13 protein-coding genes and 2 tRNA genes are annotated in these 16039 nt (G+C 46.0%); 8 read left to right on the top strand and 7 right to left on the bottom strand.

All coding sequences use genetic code 11. The features are described from left to right. Positions 1-249 precede the first annotated feature (249 nt). The 3 genes from NE671_RS03480 to NE671_RS03470 are packed head-to-tail and all read left to right on the top strand — an operon-like array spanning position 250 to position 4754. Positions 250-2631 carry an endonuclease MutS2 gene (locus NE671_RS03480; protein ID WP_092071449.1) on the top strand — a complete coding sequence of 794 codons (2382 nt, stop codon included), beginning with the start codon at positions 250-252 and terminating at the stop codon, positions 2629-2631. Between the two features lie 15 nt (positions 2632-2646). After that, positions 2647-3348 (top strand): response regulator transcription factor, encoded by a 702-nt coding sequence (locus NE671_RS03475; protein WP_173740233.1) that lies wholly within the window; start codon positions 2647-2649, stop codon positions 3346-3348. Further along, positions 3345-4754 carry a sensor histidine kinase gene (locus NE671_RS03470; protein ID WP_173740049.1) on the top strand — a complete coding sequence of 470 codons (1410 nt, stop codon included), beginning with the start codon at positions 3345-3347 and terminating at the stop codon, positions 4752-4754. Before NE671_RS03475 ends, NE671_RS03470 begins: the two co-directional genes overlap by 4 nt. Positions 4755-4855: 101 nt before the next feature. On the opposite strand, the gene trmL is transcribed toward NE671_RS03470, so the two are convergent. The 3 genes from trmL to NE671_RS03455 form a co-directional block, all read right to left on the bottom strand. Continuing rightward, positions 4856-5356, bottom strand: a complete 501-nt coding sequence (gene trmL, locus NE671_RS03465) for a tRNA (uridine(34)/cytosine(34)/5-carboxymethylaminomethyluridine(34)-2'-O)-methyltransferase TrmL (RefSeq protein WP_015524365.1) — start codon at positions 5354-5356, stop codon at positions 4856-4858. A gap of 72 nt (positions 5357-5428) precedes the next feature. Then, positions 5429-6040, bottom strand: coding sequence for an AIR synthase-related protein (locus NE671_RS03460; RefSeq protein WP_110103447.1), 612 nt, complete (start codon positions 6038-6040; stop codon positions 5429-5431). Between the two features lie 104 nt (positions 6041-6144). Beyond that, positions 6145-7830 carry a B12-binding domain-containing radical SAM protein gene (locus NE671_RS03455; RefSeq protein ID WP_110103448.1) on the bottom strand — a complete coding sequence of 562 codons (1686 nt, stop codon included), beginning with the start codon at positions 7828-7830 and terminating at the stop codon, positions 6145-6147. 376 nt (positions 7831-8206) lie between these two features. Here NE671_RS03455 and NE671_RS03450 point away from each other — a divergent pair, with 376 nt between their 5' ends. Next, positions 8207-8887 (top strand): Crp/Fnr family transcriptional regulator, encoded by a 681-nt coding sequence (locus NE671_RS03450; protein WP_021651802.1) that lies wholly within the window; start codon positions 8207-8209, stop codon positions 8885-8887. Here the strand turns inward: NE671_RS03450 and NE671_RS03445 are convergent. From NE671_RS03445 to NE671_RS03435, 3 genes are all read right to left on the bottom strand, one after another. Continuing rightward, the gene (locus tag NE671_RS03445; RefSeq protein WP_173740235.1) at positions 8884-10707 is read right to left on the bottom strand and encodes a DUF6020 family protein; all 1824 of its coding nucleotides are present in this window, start codon (positions 10705-10707) and stop codon (positions 8884-8886) included. The two genes, NE671_RS03450 and NE671_RS03445, sit on opposite strands and share 4 nt — an antisense overlap. Positions 10708-10809: 102 nt before the next feature. Beyond that, on the bottom strand, positions 10810-11109 hold the full coding sequence (gene trxA, locus NE671_RS03440; protein WP_021651804.1) for a thioredoxin: 300 nt from the start codon (positions 11107-11109) through the stop codon (positions 10810-10812). 49 nt (positions 11110-11158) lie between these two features. Further along, positions 11159-12061: an NAD(P)/FAD-dependent oxidoreductase gene (locus NE671_RS03435; RefSeq protein WP_173740236.1), complete on the bottom strand. Its 903-nt coding sequence runs from the start codon at positions 12059-12061 to the stop codon at positions 11159-11161. A 311-nt stretch (positions 12062-12372) separates the two neighbouring features. Between NE671_RS03435 and NE671_RS03430 the strand changes: the two genes are divergently transcribed. Together NE671_RS03430 and NE671_RS03425 are read left to right on the top strand one after the other, a co-directional pair. Next, positions 12373-13557 (top strand): iron-containing alcohol dehydrogenase, encoded by a 1185-nt coding sequence (locus tag NE671_RS03430; protein ID WP_256163679.1) that lies wholly within the window; start codon positions 12373-12375, stop codon positions 13555-13557. A 130-nt stretch (positions 13558-13687) separates the two neighbouring features. After that, positions 13688-13760: transfer RNA gene (locus NE671_RS03425), tRNA-Phe, on the top strand. A gap of 104 nt (positions 13761-13864) precedes the next feature. On the opposite strand, the gene NE671_RS03420 is transcribed toward NE671_RS03425, so the two are convergent. After that, the gene (locus NE671_RS03420) at positions 13865-14944 is read right to left on the bottom strand and encodes a 3D domain-containing protein (protein WP_015524358.1); all 1080 of its coding nucleotides are present in this window, start codon (positions 14942-14944) and stop codon (positions 13865-13867) included. Positions 14945-15106: 162 nt separating this feature from the next. Here NE671_RS03420 and NE671_RS03415 point away from each other — a divergent pair, with 162 nt between their 5' ends. Both NE671_RS03415 and NE671_RS03410 read left to right on the top strand, forming a co-directional pair. Further along, complete coding sequence (locus NE671_RS03415; protein ID WP_044961647.1) at positions 15107-15796, top strand: lysozyme family protein; 690 nt, start codon at positions 15107-15109, stop codon at positions 15794-15796. 166 nt (positions 15797-15962) lie between these two features. After that, positions 15963-16035: transfer RNA gene (locus tag NE671_RS03410), tRNA-Gly, on the top strand. The last annotated feature ends 4 nt before the right edge of the window (positions 16036-16039 follow it).

Below are 16039 nucleotides of genomic sequence, written 5' to 3'. Positions count from 1 at the left end.
CGCTTCACACTTTGCATTCATAGCCAGACTTTCTTTATGATCTTTGGCCGCATCCCGGTCCAGGCTTTCTGGCATTTCTGCACAGTTTCCACTTACTTCCGGGCTTTATTCAGTATCATAACACATTTTACTTTCCTTTGCTATGGAAATCATGTAAAATAGGAAACGAAGTGTTTTTTTGCATATCCTGTGTTACGCAGAAAAACACGGAATCAACAGAAGTAACAAAAAGGAGTAACTACAGCAACAATGAACAAAAAAGCATACAAAGCACTTGAATACTATAAAATCATAGATCTGCTCACAGACAAGGCCTCCTCCCCCATGGGAAAGGATCTCTGTCGGAAGCTTACCCCTTCCACAGACATTGAAGAGATCCGGTCCATGCAGCTGCAGACACACGATGCCCTTGCACGCCTGTTCAAAAAAGGCGGCATTTCCTTCGGCAGTGTCAAGGACATCCGTGGCACATTAAAACGTCTTACTGTTGGCAGCGCCCTGAATGCACCGGAGCTGCTTTCTGTCTGCAGTCTTCTTGAGAATACCGGTCGTGTAAAGGCCTATTCCAGAAGTGACCGTGATGACGGAATGACCGATTCCCTTGACGGAATGTTTGCGGCACTGGAACCTCTGACACCCCTTAGCACAGAGATCCGCCGCTGTATCCTTTCTGAGGATGAGATCAGTGACGATGCCAGCAGCACGCTTCGTCAGATCCGCCGCAGCATCAAAGCCACCAACGACCGGATACACACCCAGCTTTCTTCTCTGGTTGCAGGAAGTGCCAGGAATTATCTTCAGGATTCCGTTATCACCATGCGCGACGGTCGCTACTGTATCCCGGTAAAAGCTGAATATAAAGGCCAGGTTCCCGGTATGATCCACGACCAGTCCGCCACAGGTTCCACTCTTTTCATTGAGCCTATGGCTGTTGTCAAGCTGAACAACGACATCCGCGAGCTGGAGCTGAAAGAGCAGAAAGAGATCGAAGTGATCCTTGCATCCTTAAGCCAGCAGGTAGCTGCTGAGCTGGAGGCTATTCACGCAGATCTTTCCATCATGGTACAGCTGGACTTTATTTTTGCCCGTGCCGCACTTGCCATGGACATGAACGCCAGTGAACCTGTTTTCAACACAGAAGGCCGGATCCGGCTTCGCCAGGCCCGTCATCCACTGATCGATAAGAAAAAAGCCGTTCCTATTGACATCCGTCTCGGGGATGATTTTGACCTCCTGGTTGTCACCGGACCAAACACCGGTGGTAAAACTGTTTCTCTGAAAACCGTAGGTCTTCTTACCATGATGGGACAGTCGGGTCTCCATATCCCGGCGCTGGATCGTTCCGAACTTGCACTTTTCCGCGAGGTTTATGCTGATATCGGAGATGAGCAGAGCATTGAACAGTCCTTAAGTACCTTCTCCTCTCATATGACAAACGTGGTTTCCTTCCTGAAATCCGCAGATCAGGATTCCCTGGTCCTCTTCGATGAGCTTGGTGCAGGTACGGACCCTACCGAGGGTGCCGCTCTTGCCATTGCGATCCTGTCACATCTTCACGAGCAGGGTATCCGTACCATGGCAACCACCCATTACAGCGAACTGAAGATCTATGCCCTCTCCACTCCAGGTGTGGAAAATGCCTGCTGTGAATTCGATGTGGAAACCTTACGTCCGACCTATCGCCTTCTGATCGGTGTTCCGGGAAAAAGTAACGCATTTGCCATTTCTTCCAAGCTGGGGCTTCCGGATTTCATCATCGACAAAGCAAAGGAACAGATCAGCGAGCAGGATGAATCTTTTGAAGATGTTCTGACATCCCTGGAGCAGAGCCGTGTCACCATCGAAAACGAGCGTGCTGAAATTGCCCGTTACAAAGAGCAGGTAGAAGAGCTGAAAAAATCCCTTCAGGAAAAAGAAGAAAAACTGGATGAACGTAAAGAGCGGATTCTCAGAGAAGCCAATGAACAGGCACATGCGATCCTCCGCGATACCAAGGAATACGCAGATCAGACCATGAAGCTTTTCCATAAATTCCAGAAGGATCACGTAGATACCGCTTCCGTGGAAAAAGAGCGCCAGAACCTGAAAAAACGTATGTCAAAAGCCGAAAATGGAATGTCTTCCAGACAGCAGAAGCAAAAGCCAAAGAAACAGCTGAAGCCATCCGATCTTTCTCTTGGCGATACCGTAAAGGTGCTCAGCCTGAATCTGAAAGGAACAGTTTCCAGTCATCCGGATTCCAAAGGATATCTCTTTGTGCAGATGGGTATCATCCGTTCCAAGGTTCATATCTCCGATCTGGAGCTTGTGGACGAGCCGGTGATCACCACTCCGTCCATGCAGCGTACCGGCGCCGGAAAGATCCGTATGTCCAAGGCAGCCAGCATTTCCACAGAGATCAATCTTCTGGGAAAAACCGTAGATGAGGCAGTTGCAGAGCTGGATAAATATCTGGATGACGCCTATATCGCACACATGAAATCCGTCCGTATCGTTCACGGAAAAGGTACCGGCGCCCTCCGCAAAGGTGTCCACAATTACCTGAAGCGCCAAAAGCACGTAGCTTCCTTCCGTCTCGGCGAATTCGGAGAAGGCGATGCCGGCGTGACCATTGTAGAATTCAAGAAATAAAAAGGAGCTGAAGCCATGGCTACAAAACAGAAAATCCTCATTGTTGACGATGACAACAACATTGCAGAGCTGGTTGCTCTCTATCTCACAAAAGAATGCTTTGAGACTAAGATCGTAAATGACGGCGAGGAAGCCCTGAAGCAGTTCCATATTTTTCACCCGGATCTGATCCTTCTGGATCTCATGCTTCCGGGCATTGACGGATACCAGGTATGCCGTGAGATCCGTCACACCTCCGATGTACCGATCATTATGCTTTCCGCCAAGGGAGAAACCTTTGACAAAGTCCTGGGACTGGAACTTGGAGCGGATGATTACATCATCAAGCCTTTTGACTCCAAAGAGCTGGTGGCACGTGTCCGTGCGGTACTGCGCAGATTTCATGTAAAATCTCCGTCTACCGCGCCAAAGGAAAAATGTGTTTCCTATCCGGATCTGGTGATCAACCTGACCAACTATTCTGTAACTTATATGGGACACCAGATCGATATGCCGCCAAAGGAGCTGGAGCTTCTCTATTTCCTGGCAGCTTCTCCCAATCAGGTTTTCACAAGAGAACAGCTTCTGGATCACATCTGGGGCTATGAATACATTGGCGATACCAGAACCGTAGACGTTCACATCAAACGTCTACGTGAGAAGATCAAGGATAACCCAAACTGGGCTCTTTCCACAGTCTGGGGGATCGGTTACAAATTTGAGGTAAAGGATTCATGAAACAGCATCTTTATACTAAACTGCTGATCCTGTACTTTATGCTGGGCGGAATCTGCTTTCTGCTGCTTTCCTCCGGTGGCTCCTACCTGGTAGAAAAAAGGCTGGAGCGCTCTACCGGAGAGTCCCTTTACCGCACTGCCAGCCAGCTGGTTTCCAAAAATGAACTTCGTCAGGCTGTAAAAAGCCCCAAAAACGAATCCCTCACCCTGGCTCTTTCCTCTGCAGCAGCCTTTCAAAATGCAGATTTCTGGGTTATGGATACAGATGGGAACGTTCTGATAAACACAAACCAGCAGTCCTCTGATTCCGGTGATATCACCGTCAGGAACTTCCGACCGGAAGATTACGAAGATACCTGCTATTCCTCCGGTACGTTTTACGGGACATTAAAAACCACACAGCTAAGCACAGTCGTTCCCATAAAAGATACGGATCTGGTGACTGGTTATCTGGTGATCCACTACCCTATGAAAAACCTCTACGAAAGCCGCAGCAATATCGTAGAGGTTATGGTCCTGATCTTTATTGTGATCTATGCACTGTTTTTCAGTTTTCTTCTGATCTATTTTTACAGGGTCCACAAACCTCTGAAAGAAATCTTAAAGGGTGCCCTGGAATTTGCCAACGGAAATCTTACCTACACGATCCCCGTAGATTCTGAAGATGAGATGGGATATCTTTCCCACTCCCTGAATTACATGGCAGACAAGCTGAACAAAAACGGAGAGTATCAACGACAATTCATTTCCAATGTGTCCCATGATTTCCGCTCGCCTCTGACCTCCATCAAAGGCTATGTGGAAGCCATGCTGGACGGTACCATCCCACCGGAAATGCAGGAACGTTATCTGAAAGTCATTGCTTTTGAATCCACCCGTCTGGAGAAGCTTACTCGAAGTCTCCTTACCTTAAACGAACTGGATGTCAAAAAGCGTATGATGCATATGCGACGTTTTGATATCAATGAAACGATCCGTACCACAGCCGCCACCTTTGAGGGAACCTGTTCGGAACGAAACATCCGTCTGGAGCTCCTCCTTGCGGGAAAAGAGCTTTTTGTCCGTGCAGATATGGAACAGATCCAGCAGGTACTGTACAATTTATTGGACAATGCGGTAAAATTCAGCAGCGACAATTCTTCTATCACACTGGAAACCACAGTCAATCATGGCAAGGTTTTTGTCTCAGTCAAAGACCATGGAAGCGGAATTCCAAAGGAAAGTCTTTCCAGGATCTGGGATCGTTTCTATAAGATCGATGCCTCCCGTGGAAAAGACCGCAAGGGTACCGGGCTTGGCCTTGCCATTGTAAAAGAGATTATCAACGCTCATAAGCAGAATATCAATGTGATCAGCACCGTAGGTGTTGGAACAGAATTTATCTTTACACTGGAAAAAGCAAAATAAAACATCAAAAAACCTCTGATCCGGAAGGCTGTAAAAGAAATATCTCTCAATATCTCCTACAGTATTTCCGGATCAGAGGTTTTTATTTACTCTTTGCAGGCTTATTTCCAATCGTAATTTCTCAGATGGCCTTCCAGATTCATATGCGTAAAATTATGCTGTCGCAGCGCCTCATAAAGCACAATGGCAACTGAATTGCTTAAATTCAGGGAACGGATATCTCCGATCATCGGAATCCGCACGCAGGTTTCCTGATTGTTTACCAGGATATCCTCCGGGATTCCCGCACTCTCCTTGCCAAACATAATGAAACAGTCATCCTCATACTGCACATCTGTATAAGTCTGAGGTGCCTTGGTGGTTGCGTAATAAATCTTTGCTCCCGGATTCTTTTTGAGAAAATCCTCATAGTCTAGATATCTGGTCACATCCAGATGTTCCCAATAATCCATACCTGCACGCTTGATGGCCTTTTCATTCAGGCGAAAACCAAGCGGTTCGATCAGATGCAGCCTGGTTCCTGTTGCCACACAGGTTCTTCCGATATTTCCTGTATTTGCCGGAATTTCCGGCTCATGGAGCACAATATTCAAAACTCCCATTTATTTTTTTCCTCTTTTCTACATAGCATTAAATATACAAAATATGCATTCGCAATCCGCTTCGCTGCTTGCTCATGAAATCAAAAAGCCAAGCTTTTTGGTCTCATCTTCTGCCGGGCGTTCCAGATATCTGGCATTTCCGCCGCTGTAAAGAAGCCTGTTATTTCCGGAATCGGTCTGCCCGATCACTGCTGCCATAATCCCCTCTCGCCGCAACTGCTGCACAAACGCATCACCGCCATGGATTCCCATAAGAATACTTCCGCCGGAAAGCAGCTTGTACGGATTCACATCAAGGATCTCACAGATCTCTATGGTTTCCTGTCGGATGGGCACACTTCGAAGATCTGCACTAAGACCTACTCCGGATGCCTCCGCCATTTTCCAGAGGGCAGCAAGAAAGCCGCCTTCTCCCATCCGATATCGGGCACTGGCTCCGGATTCTTCCGCCATTTTCCAAATTTTATCATTCTCTGTTCCTGTTCCGTAAACCTCAGGAAGCTTTACAGCATCCTCGAGAAACCGTTCTGCAAAAAACTCCCGCAGCCTGTCATGATAATTCTTTGTGATCCATGCAGTTCCTTCTGCTGCCACAGGGCCTGCCACGATCAGCTCGTCTCCCGGCATAAGCCGTCCGTCTATCTCTGCCTGAAGCGCCTCCAGTGCTTTTTTTCCAAGTTTCATAACTGCCGCCTTAATAAATGATCAGCGAAAGCACAGTCGGAACTACCATTGCCAGTACCAGAATAACTGCGATGATCGCTGTGATCACTTTTCTTTTTTTCGGATCAAACATTCCCATAATTATCATTCACCTCATCTGTAATATCCGTTAATTGCGCATTGTTGGTCAAAGGATCCCTGTCTGTATAATCAAAAAGAAGCTTCTTTCCATCCCGGAACACCTCGATATGGGCGGTTTTCGGGATTTTTTTCGCTTTCCGGTAATCCCAGATCAGCCGCTCATACGGCTTCTGGTCTGAAGCAAAGGATGGCCTGCTCTTTAAATTCTCTCGAAGATAAAGATCCAGGAGCATTACATCGGAAAGTGCTTCCGACGGGATCTCTTTCTGTTCTCCGGCAAACTCCATAAGGATCTCATAGCGCCTCATCCTGGAATGAGAGATCTCCGAGTATCCTTTTTTCTCATAAAATCTGCCAAGTGCCTCATACATCCGGAAAGGATCGTCAAAATACTTCTCCAGAAATACAAGGGTATTTTTGAACTGCCCACTATTATAATACACTTCCACCATACTTTCCACCATTTTCAGCCTTAAAATCTCCCCGTAGGTCAGCCAGGCTGTGGAAAGTACCTCATAGGGTTCCCGATCCTTGTAAAGAATCTGATATTCCCCTGTCATTTCCATCATGTGTGAGCCCTTCAGCACCTTCAGAAAACCAAGCTGAAACTGTTCCGGACGCAGTGCGTAAACATCGCAGAAGGACTTGTGGAAGCTGTCGTATCCCTCATAGGGAAGTCCTGCGATCAGATCCAGATGCTGGTGGATATTTCCAAAGCTGTGGATCTGCTCTACAATCCCTTTCAGCTTTTCAAAATCCATGGTTCTACGAATGGCTTTGATGGTCTGAGGATTGGTGGACTGTACACCAATCTCCAGCTGGATCAGGCCCGGACGCATGGTTTTCATCAGCGCCAGCTCCTCCGCACGGAGAAGATCTGCTGAAATCTCAAAATGAAAATTGGTGATCCCGTTATCATTCTCCGTAATATACCTCCAGATCTCCATGGCATGGTCATGCTTGCAGTTGAAGGTACGATCCACAAATTTGACCTGAGGAACTTTATTATCAATAAAAAACTGCAATTCCTTTTTTACAAGCTCAATATCACGGAACCGAAGCTTCTTATCTATGGAAGAAAGGCAGTAGCTGCAGGAAAAGGGGCATCCCCTGCTGCTCTCATAATAAATAATGCGGTTTTTAAACTCTGTAAGATTGCTGTATGCAAACGGAACTTTACTTAAATCCATCAATTCCCGCCAGCCCGTGTGTACAATATCCCTGCCTTTGTTTTCATCACGAAAAGCTACTCCGCGGATCCCGCTCAAAGTTTCCGGTTTTCTTTCTATATAATAACCTGCCAGTTCATGGAAGGTTTCCTCTCCTTCTCCCACCATCACTCCAAAAAACGCAGGATTCTTTTTCAGAAATTCCACCGCATCGTAGGATACCTCCGGGCCTCCTGCCCAAAACTCCACCTGTGGAAGGATTTTCTTAAGATCCGGCACCAGCTCCCTGACAAAGGAAATATTCCAGATATAGCAGGAAAAGCAGACCACATCCGGCTGCTCCAGATAAATATCTTTTAAAATGTCATCCCTGATCTGATTGATCGTATACTCTTTGACCACAACCCTGGAGCTGTATTCTCCGGAACAGGATTTCAGGTTATATACCGCAAGATTGGAATGGATATATTTTGCATTGCATGCTGCAAGTAAGATTTTCAAATTTTATATTCTCCTAACTTCTGTCGGATAATTTCTTTCCCCGGCAGTTTTCATTATTTCTCTGTTGATCCTTTTCGCTTTATGATTATAACGTTCCCGCCACCGGATGTAAATAGAAAAACAGGGGTTACTGTTCACTGGTAATATTCCGCGAGGTGTTTTTTGTGAGCGAAGATCACAGAAAACCCGAGACATACCGCGCGAATTTATGCGATCAGCATAAATTCTGTGCATCGCGAAGCGTGTTGCTGAGAACGGAGTGAACAGTAACAAACAGGGATTTCCCTCCTGCCGCAAAAATGCCGTTTTTGTTGTATTTCCATCCAAACAGCGTTAAAATGAGTACTATATATTTTTATAAAGGAGTAATCTTTTTATGGATCGAAACAGCTGTCTGAATTATTTTCAGGCGTTTCCCTTCTGGGAACATATGACGGAAGAAGATCGGAATTTTCTTCTTGATAACATTCGCGAGCTTCATTACCCGGCAGGTGCTGCCATACAGTCTGAAGAGCGCCAGTGCCTGGGAACTCTTTTTCTTCTGAAGGGAGTTCTCCGTGTTTATCTACTGTCCGCTCAGGGAAAAGAAGCAACCCTTTACCGTTTAAGGGACAGTGACATCTGCACTCTTTCCGCCTCCTGCATGCTTTCTGCCATTACATTTGATGTACAGATCGATGCAGAAACAGACTGTGATCTGCTTCTGCTTCCGGCAGTTCCTTTTTCCCGGCTGATGAAAAACAATATCTATCTGGAAAATTTCATCTACAAACGGACAACTGAACATTTCTCAGATGTGATCGCAGGAATCGAACGGACATTTTTTATGACCCTGACTCAGAGAATCGCAGCCTTTCTTCTGGATGAAGCTGCAGATACCGGTTCCGATGAGCTCGCTCTCACACAGGAAGCCATCGCCCGCTCCATCGGAAGTGCCAGAGAAGCTGTCAGCCGCAGCCTTAAAAAAATGAATAAAGACGGCTCTATCCAGATCTCACGGGGATCGATCCGCATTCTGGATAAAAGACGTCTTTATGAAATGATGAATACTTTTTAATTTGAAGATGTTTTAGGTGCCGGCTGCAAGATCCACCAGAACAGCATCGGCATAATAGTCATTACCGGCCACATATAACGGATCATCCCATTTACAGGAGACACAAGACATATCAGTATATTCAGCACCGGTATGGCAAAGATCAGGAGTTTTTTCCATTGCTTCTTCACCAGAAGATATCCCATCAGCAACAGAGTAAGCCAGGTATACGTTCCTGCACTTAAGATAAGTCCCAGCCCAGGTGCACGCATCCATAATTCATCATAAAGCCTGAATAGATACTGGATCTTTTTTGGGCCCACATAGCTGACATCGATCCCGGATTTTTTCTGATACAGTTTATCTATGTAAAACCGGTACACGCCCTGCTGTCCTCTTCCCATATGGAACGGATCATTATAACTGTAGATATTATTCAATGTCGCCTGGATATATACTCCCGGATGACGACGGAACATGGCAAACCAGGCTTTAAAATAATCTTTCATGTATCCATCCAATTTAGGATCATTATCATCATCTCTGAACCTAAATGTAATTTTCACAGGATCCGACAGTTCCGGATTATACTTCTCGGCAAGAACATCATAATCCAGGATCCTGTTGATCGCTTTCTTCTCACTTGCGGTTACATCATCCGGATATTCTCTCAGATATCGGGCAGTCTGCTGAAACGGTACCGAAAGCATTTCACATCGGGATCCAGGTGCCACGCCAAGGGCAGGTGCTACCCCCTTTTCTACGCCCAGATAACAGGCAAAAACACAGACAGCCACAATAAATGCATATTTCCTCGCGCCCTTTACCAGGAAGAAAAACAAAAGGATCAAAGAAGGCAGGACTAGATGAATGCCATTATTTCGGGTAAGACAAACACTGATTCCCAGAAGAAATAAATATACTGCCTTTCTCTTGGAAAAGGAATGACAAATATCTATATACACTGCAAAATACAAAGTAATGACTGCCGTATATAATCCATCTTTGATCACTGCCTGCGCATAGCTTCCAAATATGGGAACAAATGCAAACAGCAGAACAGTACCAAAAAGTATCCATTTTGGAGCCTTCCATCTGTACAGATAGCGGACTACCGCACTGTAACACCAGATTTCCACAGAAGTAAACACAATGATGATCAGAAACACTCCAAAATTATAACACCAGATAGTTTTTCCAAGTGTCAGCAGTCCACCCATGATCATCGTCAGGACCCATGGATGATGATTGTCCAGCGGCATAGCTCCCAAAAATACATCCAGCTGCCGAAATCCATCTGCCGGGATCGAACCTGGGAGAAATGCCAGGATAAACGGTGTCCATCCAATGATCATAGATATCTTTGCCAGGCGGAACCACATTACTTCTTCCTCTCTGGCCGGGATACGCCCGCAGGCCTTTCGGAAAAACTCCATCTCAGGAATCCTCCAGAAATAAGTGATTCCCATATCACAGATAATATAAAATCCTATAAAGCATCCGGCTGAGATCAGGATCTGTTTCTTTGCGCCAAACAGAAAATCCCAGTTTCCATTTGTAAAATAAGAAGTTCCAAGAAGCATTCCCGCCGAAAAGATCACTGCCAAAACATGTGCCTGCCAGTTTCTGTATTTCCGGTAGCCCTCCCATCCTTTCACGTATAAAATAAGAAGCAGGATCCATGCAAGCAAGCTCGTGCATCCCAATCCATTATAAACATCGCTCATTTTTTCTACAGAAGTATTTCCATCCATTGGAAGGCCCGTAAAAGAAAAGGCCAGCGCTGTGATCATTGCCGCGATCACAGGCACTGCATTCTTTTTTATTATTTTCTCATCCATATTTTTATTAACCCTTGTCTAAAATTTTCAGTAAACCAACAATGCTCCGGAAACCGTTTCGGTTCCCAGAGCTGTATCTGTTTTTTCTGTTTTCTGTTTTGGTTACTGAAGCGCTGCCTCAAGCTCTGTCTTTGATGTCAGTCCCACAAAACGTGCGGTCTCTTTTCCTTCTTTGAATACCAACAGTGTGGGGATACTCATGATCTTGTACTGCTGTGCCAGTGATGGCTCTTTGTCTACGTCAACCTTGCCAACCTCATATCCGGCTTCTGCAAGCTCTTCCACGACCGGAGCCTGACGTCTGCATGGTCCGCACCAGGTTGCCCAAAAATCTACCAGTACCGGCTTTTCTGCCTTTAATACCTCTGTTTCAAAATTGTCTGTTGTAAAAACTTTTGCCATGATAAAATTCCTCCTTGATCCTGTATTTATTTTTAGTATCAGCTTATGCTTACGCCTTCAGAAGCTTCCGCACATACTGACAGGCGGAAAGTCCTGCCTGGGCACCGTCATGAACAGCTTTTGCCACCTGGAGAAGTCCACCGGTGCAATCACCCGCTGCATACAGTCCCGGAACTGTAGTCTCCATCTCTTCATTGACCCGAATATTTCCTTTTTCATTCAGTTCCGCTCCGATCTGGCGGGCCATCTCCGAGCTTCCGGCTGTACCAAGTGCTACAAAGACTCCCTCTGCCGGCACAAAAGAATCTGCTCCGGTACCTGCTTCCTGCATGGACACATCACTTTTTAGGCGGATGCCGGAAACACGCTCATCCCCTTCGATCGCCTGGATCTTCATGGTGTTAACCGGAAGCGGATTTTCTCTTGAAAATTCCGGTTTCTTTCCATCTGTAAAGATCGTCACACGGGAAGCGGTATGGGAAAGTTCTTCTGCTTCATGAAGAGCAAAATCACTGTTTCCAAGCACTGCCACTTCTTTTCCTCTGTAAAAAAATGCGTCACATACTGCGCAGTAACTGACACCTTTTCCCTCAAATTCCTTTACTCCCGGAATCCTGGCAGAAGCTCTCCTGCTTCCGGTTGCCAGGATCACGCTGCGTGCCTCAAAATCTCCTGCGGTAGTTTTCACCTCAAAAGTATCAAAACCACCCATTCCCACAACCTGGTCATCCAGGATCCGTACTCCAAGTGCTCTTGCCTGGGCAAGACCTCTTTCGAAAAGCTCTCTGCCGGACAGCGGCTGCTCCAGTCCGTAATAGTTCTCGATCTTCTCCGCTTTTTCCAGTGAACCGATCCCTGTATTTATGATCAGCGGATCCATATTTCCTCTTGCCGCATAAAGTGCTGCCGAGATCCCAGCCGGACCTGCTCCTATGATAATGATATTCTCCATTTCAGACACCTGCTTTCTTCTTCGTTTGGATCTGTTCTATAATATACGCTTCGCATTAGTCTGTTTCTGTGATCAGGTCACTTTTCCTTCACAGAAGTCATTATATCACATTCCCCCAAAATTACACCTTTTTTTCAATAGCTTTTATTTGCGTCTGTTTCTCTTCTATGCTATTATTATAACGACTTTAACCAATTAAATGAATCAAGATGATACCCCTGCGGGATCATAAATATCTGCTTGACCTGTAAGGAAACAGATTCGTTATATTTATCAATAGATCATGAATCATAAAAAGGAGCCTAATCTCTATGAGAAATTTTGAATATTTTACCCCTACCCGGGTTATTTTCGGAAAAGATACACACCTTAAGATCGGCACTGTTCTAAAAGAGCAGAACTGCAACAAAGTACTGATCCATTATGGCAGCCACAGTGCAGTAAGCTCCGGTCTGATCGATGAGATCCGATCTTCTCTGGATGAAGCTGGAATTTCCTATGTCACTCTTGGCGGTGTGGTTCCCAATCCCCGTCTCTCCAAGGTACGTGAGGGTATTGAGCTTTGCCGCAAAGAACAGGTTGATTTTCTTTTGGCTGTTGGCGGTGGCAGCGTTATTGATTCCTGCAAGGCCATCGGCTATGGACTTGCCAATCCGGATACAGATGTATGGAATTTTTTTCTCCGCACCGAAACCCCAAAAGCCTGTCTTCCTGTAGGCGTTATCCTGACGATCGCAGCTTCCGGAAGTGAAATGAGCGGATCCTGTGTGATCACCAATGAAGAGGGCTGGCTGAAACGAAGTAGTGCCCGCAACGATCTGTGCCGCCCACGTTTTGCTATTTTAAATCCCCGCCTCACCTATACCCTGCCGCAATATCAGACCGAAAGCGGCTGTGTGGATATCCTGATGCATACTATGGAACGGTACTTTGTAAATATCGAAACCATGGAGATCACCGACAGTATCAGCGAATCTCTGATGCAGACCATGATCTATAACTCCCGGATCCTGATGAAGGAGACGGATAATTATACTGCACGGGCAGAGATCATGTGGGCCGGCAGTCTTTCCCACAATGGACTTACCGGCTGCGGAACCGGCGGTGGTGACTGGGCCTGTCACCAGCTGGAGCATGAACTGGGCGGCACCTACGATGTGGCTCACGGAGCCGGTCTTGCCGCTTTGTGGGGAAGCTGGGCACGTTACGTTTATGATGCAAATCCGGAACGCTTTGCCCAGTTTGCAGTCAATATCTTTGACATTCCCTGCAGTACCGACTTCAACAAAACTGCTCTTGCCGGCATAGAAGCCATGGAAGATTATTTCCGTTCCATCCAGATGCCTACCAGCCTTCATGAGCTTGGTCTTGATCTTACAGAAAAGGAGATCCATGATCTAGCGTTTAAATGCAGCTTTGAAGACACCCGTACCATCGGTGTGTTCAAACAGCTGAACATGAAAGATATGGAAAAAATCTATCTTGCTGCCAGATAAATCTGTAGCCATAATATTGCAGATGTTTTTTTGAAAATCAGATTTTTCAGAAAAACATCTGCTTTTTTTATTTTTTCCTTGCATTCTCTACATAAATGTGTTAAAGTAACAAAGTACTCGAAAGAGACATGCCCAGATAGCTCAGTTGGTAGAGCAGAGGACTGAAAATCCTCGTGTCGCTGGTTCGATTCCGGCTCTGGGCATTATTTTTTTACTCTGATCGCAGAATAGCCTCTGCTGGTCAGAGTTTTTTTATACAAAAAACTGCTGCAAATCCCTTGTGGAATCTACAGCAGTCTTTTTCTGATCACTGAAGCAAATAAACTTCTGTATAAAACACGCCCTTCTGCTCTGCTTCGGAGTGTGTTGCCACATATACATCAATGCAATTGGTCCGGATCGCTCCTCCGCAGTCCTCTGCAACATAAACCTGTCCATTGATCACTACTTTGGAACCGTATGGGATCTGACTCGGATCCACTGCGATCGTACGGTTGGTAGTGGCCGTTACTCCTGTGGAAGTAATTCCATTCGCCCATGGTCCGCAGCAGATGCTACACGGACAATAATGCGTGATCCGGAATGTTCCCAGTGGTTTCAATGTCGCGTCCGAAGATACTGATACCGGCGTTCCGATCTGTACGCCAGCTGCGGTACTTCCGGAACCACCTGTGGAAGTTACACCATCCACCGCATCCGCAAAAACGCCCTCCCCGGAACTCTTAGTAAGGGATCCTGCTTTTGTATTCTTTTCCTGCTCTGCCTTGGCCACTTCCGTAGCCTGATAACCTTCCAGACAGCTGGTCGGAATATAGCCGACGTGATCTGAACCACTGTCATCTGTGTAAACGATCCTGCTCCAGATAGCATCTACCGTACCTGTTCTTTTCAGCTCATCATCCTGAAGGACCTCTCCTACAACCTCTCCGTCCTTCTTGCCGGGATAATCCAGGATATCACTGTCCTGTGCCGCTGTAACTGTATCTGTAAATTTATTTACGATCTCCGTATCACTGAGCACGCTGTCCGAAACATAACCGATGATCTTGTCCTCACCTTTCTTTTGGAAGGTCACCTTGCTCCAGCCATTGTCACAGACTGCAACTCTTTCAAGCTTCGTTCCCAGGATCACAGAACGCAGCTCTGTACCACTGTCTCCCGGATTGGACCGGATTTCCGTATTTTTCGCTGTAACATAAAGCGTATCACTCTTCGCCAGAGCATTTACTGTATTTCCCGCCCCATCATCGATCTGAAACTGCTGAGGTGTTTTTTTCTCCTTTGTATATGTATCCAATGTTGCTTCATATCCCAGTACCTCTGCTGATACGGATGCAGGGAAAAGCATAGAAGCACATAAAATAACTGCCAGAAGCTTTTTTCGCATGAAATCTTGCCTCCTTTATTCCGGCATTCTACGGTTTGTCCCGACTATCATAGCATATCAGATCATATTTTGCAATTTCACAGGACAGTCTTCAGAAATTTTTAACAAAAAGATCATATTTTTTAACTGGTCAAATCTATCCGTAACGGATACAATACTTATATGAATACAAAACACAAGAAACCAACCCTTACTAAAAAACAGCGCCACAAACTCCGTGTACAGCAGGTGCGAAGGCAGAAGATCTTTCTGACATGTCTTTTTCTGCTGATCGTGGGCTGTATCCTTCTGCGTTTTTCCAAATTTTCCGGCAGGCAGAAGGAAACCCATCAGATCAATGCAGCCTGTGAAGCTTATCGCGATGAGGTTTCCAGCGAAGCAGCACAATATGATATGTCCGACTATGTAGACCTGATCCTGGCTGTGATGATGCAGGAAAGCTCCGGACAGGGTACCGATCCCATGCAGTCCTCAGAAGGAGCCTACAACACCAGATATCCTCAGCAGCCCAATGGTATCACAGATCCTTCTTACTCTATTTCCTGTGGCATCCAGGAACTGAAATATGCTCTGGAAAAGGCCGTCTGTACCGGTCCGACTGATCTTTCCAAAATCCGTCTGGCTCTGCAGGCATACAATTTCGGAGCCGATTCCTATTTTGCTTATCTGGAAGAAAACGGTCAGACTGTGTGGACGGCCCAAAGTGCTCAGGCCTTTGCTCAGATGGCAAGCGGCGGCACACAACGTGATGAAGATGATCCCCTTCATGATCCTGCCGGTCCATGGGACTATGGTGACCAATACTATCCGGATCATGTTTTGCGCTATTACCACTTAGACAATAACTCATAAACCACCGAAATATTGTCATATACAAGTTCTATTTCAGACGTCTGGAATAAACTTTATATGTTGTGTATAATTTCAAAAAAATTCCAAAAAACATTTGACAGAATATAAAATCTATGCTAATATATGTCTTGTCGCTGAGGGAAACACTTGAAACGATAAGACATATGCGATAGTGGCGTAGTTGGTAACGCGCGACCTTGCCAAGGTCGAGACCGCGGGTTCGAGCCCCGTCTATCGCTCTTC

This window comes from Blautia sp. DFI.9.10 (assembly GCF_024461705.1).
Taxonomy (GTDB): Bacteria; Bacillota; Clostridia; order Lachnospirales; family Lachnospiraceae; genus Blautia_A; species Blautia_A fusiformis.
Note: the sequence above shows the minus strand (reverse complement) of the source record. Positions and strands in the feature narration are given on the sequence as shown.

What these genes read in the sequence shown, in the direction of transcription:
- NE671_RS03430 (WP_256163679.1), top strand. Translation starts at nt 12,373, where the DNA reads ATGAGAAATTTTGAATATTTTACCCCTACCCGGGTTATTTTCGGAAAA.
- NE671_RS03445 (WP_173740235.1), bottom strand. Translation starts at nt 10,707, where the DNA reads ATGGATGAGAAAATAATAAAAAAGAATGCAGTGCCTGTGATCGCGGCA.
- NE671_RS03435 (WP_173740236.1), bottom strand. Translation starts at nt 12,061, where the DNA reads ATGGAGAATATCATTATCATAGGAGCAGGTCCGGCTGGGATCTCGGCA.
- trmL (WP_015524365.1), bottom strand. Translation starts at nt 5,356, where the DNA reads ATGGGAGTTTTGAATATTGTGCTCCATGAGCCGGAAATTCCGGCAAAT.
- NE671_RS03415 (WP_044961647.1), top strand. Translation starts at nt 15,107, where the DNA reads ATGAATACAAAACACAAGAAACCAACCCTTACTAAAAAACAGCGCCAC.
- NE671_RS03480 (WP_092071449.1), top strand. Translation starts at nt 250, where the DNA reads ATGAACAAAAAAGCATACAAAGCACTTGAATACTATAAAATCATAGAT.
- NE671_RS03450 (WP_021651802.1), top strand. Translation starts at nt 8,207, where the DNA reads ATGGATCGAAACAGCTGTCTGAATTATTTTCAGGCGTTTCCCTTCTGG.
- NE671_RS03420 (WP_015524358.1), bottom strand. Translation starts at nt 14,944, where the DNA reads ATGCGAAAAAAGCTTCTGGCAGTTATTTTATGTGCTTCTATGCTTTTC.
- NE671_RS03475 (WP_173740233.1), top strand. Translation starts at nt 2,647, where the DNA reads ATGGCTACAAAACAGAAAATCCTCATTGTTGACGATGACAACAACATT.
- NE671_RS03470 (WP_173740049.1), top strand. Translation starts at nt 3,345, where the DNA reads ATGAAACAGCATCTTTATACTAAACTGCTGATCCTGTACTTTATGCTG.
- NE671_RS03460 (WP_110103447.1), bottom strand. Translation starts at nt 6,040, where the DNA reads ATGAAACTTGGAAAAAAAGCACTGGAGGCGCTTCAGGCAGAGATAGAC.
- trxA (WP_021651804.1), bottom strand. Translation starts at nt 11,109, where the DNA reads ATGGCAAAAGTTTTTACAACAGACAATTTTGAAACAGAGGTATTAAAG.